The organism is Butyricimonas sp. RTP31003st1_G1_RTP31003_210430, assembly GCF_040920905.1.
Taxonomy (GTDB): Bacteria; Bacteroidota; Bacteroidia; order Bacteroidales; family Marinifilaceae; genus Butyricimonas; species Butyricimonas paravirosa.
Window position 1 is genome coordinate 32,278 of sequence record NZ_JBCOSQ010000005.1, and the last position, 14,870, is coordinate 47,147.

The window sequence follows — 14,870 nt, forward strand, 5'->3', positions numbered from 1 at the left end:
TTTATCTCATTTTAGAAATCCAATAAGCATTTTGTATCATCAAATCATTGTCATTAAATGCCATTTGTGGCACGGGAAGATAAAGAGCTCCTTCGGTAATGTCTTGATCTGTCAGGTTATAAAAAGCATCCGGTAACACCCGATGCCGGCTGTTCTGCCCGTAGTACCCGTTTCGAACCGCGTCATAATAACGATGCCCTTCAAATAACAATTCACGTTCCCGCTCCAAGAAAATACTATATTGCAAATCACTGCCCCCGTCATCGTTTTTCCCGGCAGGGAAAAGATTGGCCTTCCGACGTCCCCGGATAGCGTTCAAATCCTCCCGTGCTTGAGCCGTCATTCCTAACTTCGCCTCGCACTCGGCTCGCAACAGGTAAATGTCTGCTAAACGCATCAAGACACGATTGCAATCCATACCTTTAAAATCAATACTAGATCCACTCGACTCGTACCGCGGTGTACGCCATTTGTACAAGTACGTCAAATCAGCCGTGTTCATACCCGCTGAATCCAAGGCGTAAAAGAAAGCATCCCTCCGTTCATCCCCCTCCTCGTACATGTTGAGTACCGTACTACGGTATAACCCGTAATTAATTGTCGTTATATCATTTTTACCGGAGTTTCGCATCACCGGGTAAGAAACGAAATAACTGCCCGGAAAAAACAAACCGTAATATGAAATATCAGCGTAATTAACTTCAATCTCGAATATTCCTTCCGCGCTATTGCGGTCCATCACGCTTGTAACCACCTCTTCCGCGCTCTCTGCCAGGGTGTACACGCCCACGGAATCTTGATATTGCGGCTCGATCAACCGGCTGGCCCAATCAACAGAAGCCCGCAAATCATCATCATTCTTCTGCACGGACCCTTTCCACGCGTAAATATGAGCTAACAGCGCCGCAGCACTCCCCCTGCTGCCGTATTGTTTTGAAACGAGAGCCTTGTTATTCAAGTCCCGCAACTTGTCAAAACGAGGTAATAACCGGTAAGCACGCTTGGCGTTAGCAATAGCGGAATCAATCACTTCCACCGCCGGGCTTTTCTCGTAACGGTCAATATAACTGCTATTCTTCACGATAACCGCGTCACCCCACGTGCGGGATAACCAAAAATAACAAGCAGCTCGCATGAAATAAACTTGACCTAGGTAAAAGGACTGGCGCTTTTTCTCCAAATTAGGAACTCTACCCACGTTCTCCTCTAGCAAGTGAGTATTGGTTATCACGTTATAATACGGCTTCCATTGTTGCTGTTTAGCTCGATCGGTCAAATAATTCGGATCCAAATTCCGAACTTTTTCAATACTCGCAGCATTATAAACCCGGTCTGTCAGCAGCCCCATGTGCTCATGGAAAGTCACAGCGCTCCAAATCACCCGGAGGTCAGCCTCCATTTGCCTGAGCAAAGCATTACAATCGGATTCTTCTTGAAAATAATGATCAAAAGTAACCCCATTCTCCGGTTCCAAATTCAAGTCGCATCCACCAAATACAAGGGAAGCGAAACAAATCATATATATAAATATTCTTCTCATACTTTATAATTAAAAGTTCACGGTTAAACCCACGGTCCACTTCCTAGCCAACGGGTAAGTCCGACCGAGATCAACACCCGTGTGAACATTTACCACTTCAGGATCAAGCCCGGAATAATTATCCAGGGTCAGCAAATTCTCCCCGGTAACAAACACACGGATATTATCCAAGTGCAACTTCTTCACGTACTTCGAAGGTACATTATACCCCAATGTCAACTGTTTCACCTTCATGTAACTAACATTCTCAATATTCGAATCGAACGCACCCATGTACTGCAACGCGTCCTGCGGGTAAATACCGGGAGCGGGGTACTCCGTGTCATCTCCCGGCTTCTGCCAGAAATCTTCCAATTTCACGTCACTAAACAACGGGTTGCTTCCCGCATCTGGAGATGCCAGTGTTTGCCATTTCTCGGCGTTAATCATCTTTCGCCCCAATTCATACATGATCAAAAAATTCAAGTCGAAATTTTTCCATTTCAACTCGCTGGCGAACCCGCCATACAACGTGGGCAAAGAACTACCCGCGTAATAAATATCATCTTCCGAGATCTGCCCGTCACCGTTAATATCTACCGGTTTGCGCATTCCCAACGTGTAAAAATATTCCTCGTCACCCCCGGGAGAAAGCACGTGTTTCTTCCCATCCTCGCCGTAAACAACCGGAATATCCCCTTCCGACTGGATCAACCCGCCATCTTTATACAGGTAAATTCCATTTAACGGCTTCCCGATAATCATGCCATCCGTGTCCACCCCAAGGTAACTCTTCTCGAAACGGTTCCAGTTTTTCGCCAGATTAAAACGTGCCCGCCAAGTAAAAGGCCCGTCCCGGAACACGTCATATTTAATATCCACTTCCAACCCCTCGTTAGAAACTTCCATCGCATTTTGCCATTGCACCCCGTTCTGCCCGTACATATCGCCCGGGAGAACAGTCTTGTAAATCAAATCCCGAGTATATTTGTAGTAATAATCAATCGTCAAACCCAAACGATACTCGAACATATCTATGTCCAACCCGAAATCATACTGGTCGGATTCTTCCCATTTCAATTTGTGATTCGTGATACCTTCCGGCATCATCCCCTGCACGCCGTCAAATATGCTCCCCGCGTTCATCAATCCTTGAGCGAGATAAGGAATCCCGAATTGGCTACCCGTCCTTCCCCAGCTTGCCCGCAATTTCCCGTAACTCAACCACCAGGCCCAACGCATGAAATTTTCCTGCGAAAACGCCCACCCCGCGGCAACGGAAGGGAACGTTCCCCAACGATTATCAGAACCGAAAACGGACGACCCGTCCCGGCGGAACGTGGCCTCGATCAAATATTTCGTGTCATAGTTATAAGCAATTCGCCCGAAATAACTAAGCATGAGTGTTTCACTAAAATCAGATTTATACGACTGCATGGCCCGGTAAACCCCGCTCACGGAATTATATATCTCCTGGGGGAAAGAACCGCTCACGTAGTGAATGGAATTACTTGGAGAGCCAAGCCCATACCCGCCAATAGACCACGTCATACTCCGTTCATTGGATAACCCAAGTAATAAATCAAAATTATGAACCTCCTTTAACGAGAAATTATAGCTCACCAAGTTATCGTTAAGCAACGTCAAGTCACGCCCGATCTCCCCCTCCGACTTCGCCTCGTGATACGTGGGATCCAAATACGTCGGGGAAAACGTGTTCAAGTTCGCCTGCGTAAAATCCAACGCTAAAGACGTCGAAATATTCAATCCTTTGATGACCTCGTACCCCAGTTTCAGGTTCGCCCGTAAACGATAGGACGTGTTATCCTCTATTTTACCATTCAGCTTTTTCAGCATGATGTCAAACATCTCCCCGCTCCCTGGCATTAACGTCGACGTACTCTTGGGATCCACTGTGAACGATTCCGCCAAGCCGGCTACCGAACCCGATCCCCTGCTTCTATCCGTGTAAGCAAGATAAAGACGGGAATCGATTGTCAGGTTCTTGACCGGAATAACCGACAGGTTCGTGAGGATATTTCCCCGGACAAAATTACTTCCCGGCATGATTCCTTCCTCCTTGTAGAAACCCGCCCCGATCATATAATTAATCGTCTCCGTTCCACCGCTTGTCTGGATATTGGCGTTATAAATTCTTCCCGGACGGAAAACATGTTTATACCAGTTCGTTGAATTATTAAAAAACGGGTTAAGAGAATCCTGGATGATCTTCATCACACCTCCCGACTGGATTCCCTTTCCTTGGTTCCAGAATGAGTCATAATTCGCCCCGTTCAAGGCAGCCTCGTACTTGTTGGACGGGTATCTATATTCTCCCGTTTCCGCGTCATAATACGCACTCTTCGTGGCCTTCATCATAGCCATGTGATAAAGGCGTTCCCCCTTCCCCCCGGTTTGCACCGGGGTCTCCGGCAAGATAGATCCCGTGTAAGAGAAATTGGCAGAGAACTTTCCCCGTCCCGCTCTTCCTTTTTTCGTCGTGATCAGAATCACCCCGTTGGCAGCCCGCGAACCGTAAATGGCTGCGGAAGCCGCGTCCTTTAACACTTGGATAGATTCTATCGTTGAAGGATCAATTTCAGCCATCGTGTTCGTTCCCGTGATCGGGGAGGTAAAAGAACTCACCGGCACCCCGTCAACCACGTACAGCGGGGCCCCGCTACTTTTATATCCCGTCTCGTCATCCAGTAAAGAATTATACCCTCTCACGGCAACGCTGTTTCCCCCGCCACCGGGAGACCCCGATTGCTGGAAGACACCCAACCCCGCGACCCGTCCTTGCAGCAAGGTTTCGAGACTGGGAGCCGGCACCTCCTTAATATCTTCAGCCGTGACAGATGAAATAGCCCCGACAATTTCCCGCTTTTTACGGCTACCGTAAGCGATTACCGTTACCTGGTCCAAATCCGCCGCATCCGGGTCCAACTTCACCGTTACCGGCTTACCAGACTCGAACTTCATCGTCTTCATCTTGTACCCCACGAACGAGAATTTCAAGTTACCAGTTTTTTTCATGAAACGAAGAGTGAACCGTCCCGCGACATCCGTGGCAGTACCCACCGACGTGCTATCGATGCGGACTGTTGCCCCCGGTAGCGGGTTACCCTTTTCGTCCGTCACAGTCCCCGTGATCATAAATTCCTGTAACGGCTCCGCTGCCCCCGGGCGTATCACCACCTGCTTTCCATTGATAGAATGCGTTAATCCCTTCGGGACCAGGATAATTTTCAATAACTCATCCAACGTTTTATTCGTCACGTTTATATCAACCACGCCTTTAGCCTTTATCACCTCCGCATTATACAAGAAATGAATCCCGGTCATTTGTTCCAACCGATCAAACACCTGGACCAAAGATACTTGTTTCATCTGGAGCGAGACCGTTTTTTCCTGCGCCGTGGCGGAAAGCCCTATCCCCAACATGAAAAAGAGAGACAGGAGAACGGATCCCATCCCCCGATGAAACCTTCTGTGAATTAAAATGTTTCTCATAAATTTATTTAATTGATATATTGATTATATGTAAAAATCACACCTCTACAACGAAGACACCCGTCGCACGATAACCACCTTGTCCTTCACGTCGAAATCCAGATCACCCGTCTGCCGGAAGACATCGAGAACTTCATTCAACGTGGCGTATCGTTCCACCTTCCCCGAATAAATAAAATCCTGGACATCCGGGTTTTGGAAGAAAAACTCGAAATCATACCACCGCGCCAGTATCCGCATCACTTCATCGAACGGGGTCTCCCGGAACGCAAACAGGTCCTCCATCCACGCCGTATAGTACCCCACGTCCACCTTCTGGCTAGTCATTATTTCCCGGTCTTTATCAAAAACAGCTTGCACACCCGGGGTCAAAACAACCTCCCCCCTTCTTTCACAATCCCTGACTTTCACCTTTCCCCGTACAAGAGTCACGTGTTCCTCGGGATTCTGGTGATATGCCATCAAGTTAAATTCCGTCCCCAACACCTCCACTTCAATATTTCCCGTGTGGACAACGAACGGGTGTGCCTCGTCCCGCTTCACCTTGAAATAAGCTTCCCCGTCAATCCATATTTCCCGACACGTTCCCTCCTCGAAACTATTCGGGAAACGAAGGATACTTTCCGCGTTCAGGAACACCTCGGTCCCGTCGCTCAACTCCACGTTATAAGTTCCCCCCCGTGGAACGTCAACCGTGTTCCACTCCACCTTCCCGTTTGCTTGTTCCCGGGCTTCAAACATCAACTTCTTTCCATCACTTTTCAGCACGGTCTCCTCTGTTATAATATCCCCGGCAAGATCCAACGAGTAAGATTTTCCCGACGCCGTGTTCAACTTCACCTCATGTGGTTGCACCCGTGCAATAATTACCCGCGTCTTCTCCGGTTTTTGCATCAGGAACAAGCCCCCGACTCCCAGTAGCAAGACAATCCCCGCGACAGCACACGCCCGGTACATTCGAATCACCCGGCGGCGACGAAAGCTTGTCCGCAATACAGCCGACCAGTCCATCTTATCATCGAAATACGCAATTTGCCGTATTCCCCCCTGCCAACGCTTTTCCTCCCGGATTTTGTCCAGTAATTCCCGGTTAGCAGGGTCCTCTTCCAGCCAGCTTTCCAGTTTTTGCCGTTGTTCCTCGTCGAGTTCGCCTTGCAGCATTTCCACGATCCATTGTTCTAATCCTTTTGGGTAGTTCATCGTCAATATCTTTATTATTTCATTTTTCAATAATTACAGGCAAAATCCGGGAAAGACTAAATGACACGCAATTTTTTTTCAAAAAATTTTTCCACCCATGAGCTTGACAGGATTATTTAGAAAGAAACAACTGTCCTCCCGACAAGTTCAATCGTCCCGGGAGAAACATAGCTGAATCCAACTTTTACAGATGGTTATAAATAAACGAAAGTGCATTCTTGTCTGACCGTGGATTCCTTGTTGCACGTCAGAACGGGAAGTAATTCCCTGTTATTTTTACTTATCGTCTGTTAAAATGGCGGCGATAATCGGGCGATAAGGCGGTAATAAGGCGGTGACAGCACCTAACAGGCAGACAACAGGCAGGTAACAAGCGAGTAAATCCCATGACTTAGGCAAATAATTCCATTTACTTAAACACTTCCGGAAGAATAAAAATCAACACGTAAAGATTTTTCAACTTTTCACGAAGTAATTGTTTCCCTCTCATTTTCTGGGCCCTCACCGTGTTCACGCTAATAGCAAGTTCCCGGGCAATAATCTCGTTACTTTGATTCTCTATATAACTCATGTAAAAAATCTTCCGACATTCCGGGGGAAGTTCGTCCACCGCTTTTTTTAATTTCCGGTAAACCTCGGCGATAAAAGCCTCGTCATCCGGCAATTCGATGATCTCCTCTTCCCTGTGCAGGTGAAGATACTTGAGTTTTGACCGTTTTTTATCGATGTAATTCAAACTTGCGTTCTTAACGGATAAATAAAGGAAATTTCGTCCGTGAAGAGAAGTCTCGAACTTCGGACGGGCCTCGATCAAGTGTACGAAAATATCTTGCACAATATCCTGCGCAACTTCCATATCACAGACATAATTCAAGGCGTAATAACAGAGGGAACCGTAATATTCCTTGTACAGGGATTCTATTTCCCCTAATTCGTCCATGTTTTTGACTATCATAACTACGCCCCTCTTATTTTGGGTACAAACTTACGAATTTTTCATTACACGCAAAATTCTTACAGACATTTCAGACGTTTAACGTGTATAGCCAAAGACATTCGATTCTCCGTTTACTCATCAAGCAAATCCGGCCGCAAAGCCCTCGTCCGTTCCAATGCTTGTTGCTCCTGCCACTCGTCAATCAAGGCATGATTACCGGATAACAAGACTTCCGGAACCCGCCACCCGTTAAATTCAGCAGGACGCGTATATACAGGCGGGGCTAACAAGTTATCTTGAAAAGAATCAGTCAAGGCAGAAGTTTCATCCCCCATGGCTCCCGGCAACAGGCGTACAACGGCATCCGTCATGACGCAGGCAGGCAACTCACCGCCCGTCAACACGTAATCACCCACGGATATTTCCCTCGTAATCAGATGTTCACGCACCCTGTGGTCCACCCCCTTGTAATGTCCGCAAAGAATCATGATATTTTCTTTCAATGACAATTCGTTCGCCGTCTTCTGGTTAAAAACAGGAGCATCCGGTGCCGTATAGATAATCTCGTCATAATGCCGCTGGGAAGTCAACTCGTTGATACAATCAAAAATAGGCTGAACTGCCATCACTAACCCAGCATCACCCCCGAAAGAATAATCGTCCACCTTCCGGTGTTTATCTTTCGACCAATCCCGAATGTTATGAATATGGATTTCCACGATTCCCTTTTCTTTCGCCCGTTTAATAATCGAATGATTCAAAGGGCTTTCCAGCAATTCCGGCACTACACTTAATATATCGATACGCATGACTAAACAATTGAAAGTTGAAAAATGAAAATTGAAAATGACTTTTCAAATTCGGTACAAAGATAGTAATTTATTTATCTTTGCCCGTATATTAAAAAATGACGAAAATGGTTATTGAAAAAGGTGTACACGCAGATATTGATGAACTGGCACAACTATACGATGATTTAAATGATTTTCTGAACTCGGATATAAATCATCCCGGATGGATCAAAGGAGTATATCCCGTTCGGCAAATCGCAGAAGCTGGGATTAACGAACAACACCTTCACGTGGTAAGGCAGGAAGGACGAATTATCGGCTCAATCATTTTAAATCATCATCCGGAACCGGCATACAATAAGGCTTCTTGGGGGATCGAATCGGATTACAGCAAAATATTCGTGATCCACACTCTCGTGGTTCATCCCGATTTCCTGAAAGCGGGTGTAGGAAAAAAACTGATCTCTTTTGCCTGTGAGTTGGGAAAAGAGCTACACATGAAAGCTATCCGGCTCGATGTATACGAAAACAACATTCCCGCCATCAAGCTGTATGAAAAATTCGGTTTTAACTATATCGACACGGTTGATTTAGGCTTGGGGGACTACGGACTACATAGATTCCGCCTTTACGAAAAGATACTATAAATGGAGAGGGGGTGTCAAAAGGTATTTTTCAAACTCCCTCCCCCCTTCGGGGTACTCCCTCTATAAACAGAGGGAGAGCTGAAATACCTTTTAACACACCCTCCCATTTTCAATTCTTCATTTTCAATTACCGCAAGTAGTCCTCGAAATAATTCGTCACTTTCTGCATTAGATGAATCCGGTCCCGTCCCATCACGTTATGCTCGGCACACGGGTAAGGGAAGTAATCCACCTGCACGTTATTCTTGATACACTCCCGGATAAAGCTCAAACTCTGTTCCCAAACCACAACCGGGTCAACAGCTCCCTGGCAGATCAACAACTTACCTTTCAGATCTTTTGCCTTGGCGATTAAGCTCGTTTTAGCATATCCTTCCGGGTTCTCCTGCGGGGTATCCATGTAACGTTCTCCGTACATCACTTCATACCATTTCCAGTCGATTACGGGACCTCCGGCAACGGCCACTTTATAAATGTCAGGATAATTAGTAATCAAAGAAATGGTCATGAAACCACCGTAACTCCAACCATGAACCCCTATACGATTCTCATCCACCCACGGGAAAGATTTCAACCACTCGATTCCCTTCACCTGATCTTTCATCTCAACCTGTCCGCATTGACGGTGAATAATATCCTCGAAAGCCTTACCGCGGTTCGGCGTACCGTGATTATCGATCACGAATACCACGTAACCATGTTGAGCCATATACATTTCCCACATCCGCAAGGAAGCATTCCACGTATTGGTTACCAACTGTGAATGAGGCCCACCATACACGTAATGAATCACGGGATATTTCTTATTCGGGTCAAAATCCATCGGTTTAATCAAACGATAGTATAAATCACTACCATCATCTGCCTTAATCTTACCTAACGTGATCTCCCCGAAATTGTAATCCTTATTCGGGTTCTCCACTTCCTGCAAACGACGTACAACCTTTCCGGTATTCATCGTCAGATCCACGTTACGAGGTACTTTGATGCTACTATAATTATCAACGAAATAAGCACAGTCACCACTCATCGTGATATTGTGCCATCCTTCTTCCGTCGTTAAACGGTTTTTCTTCCCGCTTTTTACCTCTACCCGGAAAAGTTGTTTCTCCACCGGAGAGATTTCCGATGAAAGATAATATACATATTTCCCGGCAGGATCAACAGCCACGAATTCCACGTCTGCATCCACGTCTGTCAGACGACGAATTAATTTACCGTTCACATCGTGCAGGTAAAGGTTCATGAAACCATCCCGGTTATTCGTAGAATAAATAAATTGTTTCGGGTTGTTAGCCAAGAATACCAAACCGCTTTGCGGTTCCACGTAAGTATTGGACTTTTCCTCGAATAAGGTAGCAATCAATTTACCCGTTGACGCGTCATATTTATTCAAACGCATATGATCCTGTCCCCGGTTAAGCACCTGAACATATACCATATCAGACTCCGGAGCCCAAGTAATTCCCGTCAGGTATTGTTCGCAGCCGAAATCATTCGCATCCAGAAAAGTCGTCTTAGCAGAAGCTATATCATAAATCCCAAGACTCACTAACTCGGATTTCATTCCTGCCATGGGATACTTAATCTCCTTTAACTCGCCCGTGCGGGTATTGATGTCCAGCAACGGGAAATTCGTTACCTGGCTCTCGTCTTTACGGTAAAATCCCAGTTTCTTTCCGTCCGGAGACCAAAAAATACCGCCAGTAATTCCGAATTCATTCCGGCTAACCACCTGCCCGTTCACGATATTCTTGTCCTCGTCCGCAGTAACGGTATAACTATTCCCACGCTCGTCCATGTAATACAAGTTATTATCGATCGTGTAAGCATACATATTACCCGCTTTAGAATAAGTCTCGTTAGCAGCCCCTTTCGGGAAAGTAAATTTCTGTTTCACCTGTTTCTTGGCAACGTCAATGTGGTAGATACTCCCTTGACGAGCTATCACCAGAGTGTTATCATCCAACCAAGAAAAATTAGGGAATCCTCTCAATTCGGCTCCCAAGATCCTGTTCAATTCCGCCACCGTGAGCAATACACTCTTTTCACCTTTATCGACAGATTCACCCATCAAACCTTCCCGGTCCAGATAGGTCAACTGATTCTTGTCGCCTTGCCATTGAATATACTTGGACCGGGGATATAAATGATACCCTACCACGGCCTCTTCCATGGTTAAAACCTTTTTTTGTGCGCTTAAATCGAACATCATACTTAATCCGATTATTGCCAAAAACATCCTTTTCATGCTTTACTTTTAGCTGTTATTATTAATCTTCAATTGTAAATTCATCCCGATCCTCCAACACGGGGAACTTCACACGAAATTCCCGTAAAGCTTTCAAATCAATATCCACCTGTTTCACCTCGTCGGCAAAAGGTTCACAAGCAACCAAGACATCCCCTTTAGGAGAAATAACTGCCGAATCACCGGAATAACTCAATCCTACCCCGTCTTCGCCCACTCGGTTCACCCCAATGACGTAACATTGATTCTCGATTGCCCTGCCCATTAATAAAATTTGCCACGGTTGCCTCCTTGCCTCCGGCCAGTTAGCCACGTACACGGCCAAGTCGTAGCCACACGTGTTACGACTCCACACGGGAAAACGTAAATCATAACAAATGAACGGTGCGATTCTTACTCCCTGGTAATCAAACACCAATAACTCATTCCCTGCTGTGAAATGCTCTTTTTCCTCTCCCATCGTGAACAAATGCTTTTTGTCATAATGCAAGATTTTACCATCCGGAAAAGCCACCAACAAACGGTTGTAATAATGCTCGTCTTCGAAATAAACGGTCGATCCCATGATCAACGCGTCTTTTTCCCTTGCCCATTCCTGCATACACTGGTAAACAGCCTCGTAAAAAGGCGCTACCCGTTCTTTTCCCTTCATGGTAAATCCCGACGCAAACATCTCGGGCAAAACGATTATGTTTGCTCCTTCTATCGCTGCTATCCGCTTGTTAAAAAGTTTCAAGTTCACCGGTACATTCTCCCATTCCAAATGTGCCTGTACGATCGCAACATTCATATATACTATTATTTATTATACAATAATGATTTCTGTTAATCGCCCGCGGAAAAGTTTTCCGGGTGACGCGGGTTCGCATCCTTGTATGTTGACATGATATATTTCAAATCCGCATCCGGATCACCCGTCGGTTCAAAGCGGGGGCCCCACGTGCAATATTTATCCTTGTAATCAATACGTCCCAAATACACCGGCACCCCGGCCTCCTTAGCAATCACCAGAAATCCCTTTTTCCATTTCTTCCGTTTTTTCCGGCTCCCCTCCGGGGTTATAGTCAAATACATAACATCCCGTTTTTTGAATTCCTCCACCATTCTCTCCACGATATGATTCTCCTTATTTCCCCGATCAACAGGAATCACGTTCAAAGCCCTTAATATCGGTCCTAACGGAAAAAAGAAAAACTCCTTCTTCATTAAAATATAAGTAGGAACTCCTTGACTTATAAAAGTCAGCTTTCCCCAGATAAAATCCATGATAGAAGTATGCGGTACGGATATGACTACCGCTTTTTTATCCGCAGGCAAACCGCCCTTGAGTTTCCATCCGAATATCTTCAATATCAGCCGTGCAATATGTTTCATAACCATTCTGTTTTCTGAAATCCCGTCAAAGTTAGTGTTTTTTGAGGAAAGATAAAATTATTGATAAAACTTCGGTAAACTATTGGTTCGTACAAAAACAATTATTACTTTTGCCGAGCGAAAATTTAACCTCAGGGGTACAACAAGTGGAAGAATCCCACCCCACGGTATTAACTTAATAATGAAATAGAACAATGTACGCAATTGTAGAAATCGCAGGACAACAATTCAAAGTTGAAAAAGACCGTAAAGTCTATGTTCACAGACTGACTGCAGAAGAAGGCGCTCAAGTTGAATTCGACAAAGTGCTTTTAGTAGACAACGAAGGTGACATCAAAATCGGAACTCCGGTTGTAGAAGGAGCTAAAGTTACGGCAAAGGTATTATCTCACGTGAAAGCTGACAAAGTAATAGTTTTCAAGAAAAAGAGAAGAAAAGGATATTGTAAGAAAAACGGTCATCGTCAATGTATGACCCAGATTCAAATCGAAGCTATCAACGCTTAATTTATTTTGTAACTTCTAAAATTTAAAACGATATGGCACACAAGAAAGGAGTCGGTAGCTCTAAGAACGGTCGTGAATCAGAAAGTAAACGATTAGGAGTAAAGGTATACGGCGGACAATTTGCTAAAGCAGGTAATATCATCGTTCGTCAAAGAGGAACTGTACACAACCCGGGATTAAACGTGGGTATCGGTAGAGATCATACCTTATTCGCATTGATCGACGGAAAAGTTGTTTTCAGAAAAAAACAAGACAACAAATCTTACGTTTCTATTGAGGCTATCGCTGAATAAGTAGAAAAATGAACATATTTAAGCTCCTGTCCTTACAAAGTACAGGAGTTTTTTTTATTTTTACACCTCGAAACAAGAACATCCGTGTTCCCGTTTCGATGATTTAAAATTAAAATCTAAAATTTAAAATTACCAGAGATGCTAAACCTTAAATTTATTCAGGAAAACAAAGACACGGTCATTCGGAAATTAGCCGTGAAGAACTTTGATGCCAAGGAATTAGTTGAGAAGATTATCGCTCTCGACAACGAGAGAAAGAATTTACAAAAAGAATCGGATAACAAGCAATCCGAAATGAATAGCATCTCCAAGCAAATCGGTTCCTTGATGAAAGAAGGGAAAAAAGAGGAAGCCGAGCAAGCAAGGGCTAATACAACCCGTCTGAAAGAAGAGATTGCAGCCTTGACTGCCCAACATAATAGCACCCAGAACGAGTTGAACTCACTCATCGTTCGTTTACCGAATTTACCACATGACTCCGTACCTCCCGGAAAGAGTGATGCGGACAACGTGATCGTGAAAATCAGTGATAACGTGCCTGCCCATGAAGAAGGACAACTTCCCCACTGGGACTTGGCGAAAAAGTATCAGTTGATTGATTTCGAAGTAGGTGTGAAGATCACGGGTGCCGGATTCCCCGTCTACAAAGGGTTGGGAGCCCGTCTACAAAGAGCCTTGATCTACTTCTTCTTGGAAGAAAACACCAAAGCGGGCTATCAAGAAGTGCAGCCCCCGCTTGTCGTTAATGAAGATTCAGGCTTCGGTACCGGGCAGTTGCCCGATAAAGACGGACAGATGTATTACGTGAACGAGGACAAACTATATCTTATCCCCACGGCAGAAGTGCCTGTAACCAACCTTTACCGGGATATGATCGTGGATGCCGACCAGTTACCGATCAAAAACACGGCTTACTCCGCCTGTTTCCGCCGGGAAGCCGGATCATACGGAAAAGACGTGCGCGGGTTGAACCGCCTGCACCAGTTCGATAAAGTAGAGATCGTGCAGATCACCCGTCCGGAAATGTCTTACGAGGCTCTCGACGGCATGGTGAAACACGTGGAAGGACTGTTAATCAAGTTAGGATTACCTTATCGTATTGTACGTCTATGCGGTGGTGATTTGAGTTTCACCTCTGCCCTAACCTTCGATTTTGAAGTGTATTCAAAAGCACAGGATCGTTGGCTGGAAGTCAGCTCTGTTTCCAATTTCGAAGAGTATCAGGCAAACCGTCTGAAACTACGTTTCCGGGATAAGGGAGACAAGAAAACGACCATGGTACACACACTAAACGGTAGCGCCCTGGCATTACCGAGAATCGTGGCCTCCTTGCTGGAGAACAACCAGACTCCGGAAGGTATCCGGGTACCGGATGTACTCCGTGGGTTTATGGGTACCGACTATATAAGATAAAAACTGAAAACTAAAAGATAAAAGATCCGTGAAGGATTAACTTTTATCTTTTAGTTTTTAACTTTATCTTTTATCTTTTAGTTTTTATCTTTTAGCTTAATATGCGCTTTATATACAACACGACATTCAGTATTGACGAAAACATTGCAGAGGAATTCATTCAGGTTATCCGGGGTGGGTACATCGCTTATCTCAAAGGCAAAAACCTTTGTAATGACATACTATTTACCCGTGTCATGATTCGTGAAGGAGAAGGCCTGTCCCTATCCCTACAACTCATATTCCCTTCTGCCGAAGAATACACCATCTTTATAGAAAACTACAAGGACAGGTTATTGCACATGCTGGTAGATGTGTTCGGGGAGAATCTTTTATATTTCAGTACCACTCTCGAAGAGATTTAATAAATCGAAATTCTGACAGATT

At 45.1% G+C, this 14,870-nt stretch carries 14 protein-coding genes; 5 read left to right on the top strand and 9 right to left on the bottom strand.

Annotation, left to right across the window (positions count from 1 at the left end; genetic code table 11):
- Position 1 precedes the first annotated feature (1 nt).
- The 6 genes from AB5542_RS02595 to trmD form a co-directional block, all read right to left on the bottom strand.
- Complete coding sequence (locus AB5542_RS02595; protein ID WP_279037309.1) at positions 2-1,540, bottom strand: RagB/SusD family nutrient uptake outer membrane protein; 1,539 nt, start codon at positions 1,538-1,540, stop codon at positions 2-4.
- A 9-nt stretch (positions 1,541-1,549) separates the two neighbouring features.
- Positions 1,550-5,032, bottom strand: coding sequence for a SusC/RagA family TonB-linked outer membrane protein (locus AB5542_RS02600; RefSeq protein ID WP_118302190.1), 3,483 nt, complete (start codon positions 5,030-5,032; stop codon positions 1,550-1,552).
- 45 nt (positions 5,033-5,077) lie between these two features.
- Positions 5,078-6,232: a FecR family protein gene (locus AB5542_RS02605; protein ID WP_270542053.1), complete on the bottom strand. Its 1,155-nt coding sequence runs from the start codon at positions 6,230-6,232 to the stop codon at positions 5,078-5,080.
- 276 nt (positions 6,233-6,508) lie between these two features.
- Entirely contained in the window at positions 6,509-6,631 is a 123-nt protein-coding gene (locus tag AB5542_RS02610; protein WP_255378861.1) for a hypothetical protein, read from the bottom strand.
- Positions 6,632-6,641: 10 nt separating this feature from the next.
- Positions 6,642-7,187: an RNA polymerase sigma-70 factor gene (locus AB5542_RS02615; protein ID WP_087420417.1), complete on the bottom strand. Its 546-nt coding sequence runs from the start codon at positions 7,185-7,187 to the stop codon at positions 6,642-6,644.
- A gap of 113 nt (positions 7,188-7,300) precedes the next feature.
- A complete protein-coding gene (trmD, locus tag AB5542_RS02620; RefSeq protein ID WP_279037313.1) occupies positions 7,301-7,978 on the bottom strand; it encodes a tRNA (guanosine(37)-N1)-methyltransferase TrmD in 678 nt (225 codons plus the stop codon).
- A gap of 107 nt (positions 7,979-8,085) precedes the next feature.
- Here trmD and AB5542_RS02625 point away from each other — a divergent pair, with 107 nt between their 5' ends.
- On the top strand, positions 8,086-8,607 hold the full coding sequence (locus AB5542_RS02625; protein WP_279037316.1) for a GNAT family N-acetyltransferase: 522 nt from the start codon (positions 8,086-8,088) through the stop codon (positions 8,605-8,607).
- A gap of 127 nt (positions 8,608-8,734) precedes the next feature.
- Here AB5542_RS02625 and AB5542_RS02630 read toward each other — a convergent pair whose 3' ends face one another.
- From AB5542_RS02630 to AB5542_RS02640, 3 genes are read right to left on the bottom strand one after another with little or no spacing between them, the layout of a single operon-like run.
- Positions 8,735-10,858, bottom strand: a complete 2,124-nt coding sequence (locus AB5542_RS02630) for a S9 family peptidase (protein ID WP_279037319.1) — start codon at positions 10,856-10,858, stop codon at positions 8,735-8,737.
- Positions 10,859-10,880: 22 nt separating this feature from the next.
- Positions 10,881-11,648, bottom strand: a complete 768-nt coding sequence (locus AB5542_RS02635) for an amidohydrolase (RefSeq protein WP_270542050.1) — start codon at positions 11,646-11,648, stop codon at positions 10,881-10,883.
- A gap of 35 nt (positions 11,649-11,683) precedes the next feature.
- Positions 11,684-12,232 carry a 1-acyl-sn-glycerol-3-phosphate acyltransferase gene (locus tag AB5542_RS02640; RefSeq protein WP_027200099.1) on the bottom strand — a complete coding sequence of 183 codons (549 nt, stop codon included), beginning with the start codon at positions 12,230-12,232 and terminating at the stop codon, positions 11,684-11,686.
- Positions 12,233-12,426: 194 nt separating this feature from the next.
- Here AB5542_RS02640 and rplU point away from each other — a divergent pair, with 194 nt between their 5' ends.
- The 4 genes from rplU (at position 12,427) to AB5542_RS02660 (ending at position 14,848) form a co-directional block, all read left to right on the top strand.
- The gene (rplU, locus tag AB5542_RS02645; protein WP_027200098.1) at positions 12,427-12,738 is read left to right on the top strand and encodes a 50S ribosomal protein L21; all 312 of its coding nucleotides are present in this window, start codon (positions 12,427-12,429) and stop codon (positions 12,736-12,738) included.
- Between the two features lie 32 nt (positions 12,739-12,770).
- Positions 12,771-13,031: a 50S ribosomal protein L27 gene (gene rpmA, locus AB5542_RS02650; RefSeq protein WP_087420422.1), complete on the top strand. Its 261-nt coding sequence runs from the start codon at positions 12,771-12,773 to the stop codon at positions 13,029-13,031.
- A gap of 138 nt (positions 13,032-13,169) precedes the next feature.
- The gene (serS, locus tag AB5542_RS02655) at positions 13,170-14,444 is read left to right on the top strand and encodes a serine--tRNA ligase (protein ID WP_087420423.1); all 1,275 of its coding nucleotides are present in this window, start codon (positions 13,170-13,172) and stop codon (positions 14,442-14,444) included.
- Between the two features lie 101 nt (positions 14,445-14,545).
- Positions 14,546-14,848, top strand: a complete 303-nt coding sequence (locus AB5542_RS02660) for a DUF4286 family protein (protein ID WP_279037324.1) — start codon at positions 14,546-14,548, stop codon at positions 14,846-14,848.
- Positions 14,849-14,870: the final 22 nt, after the last annotated feature.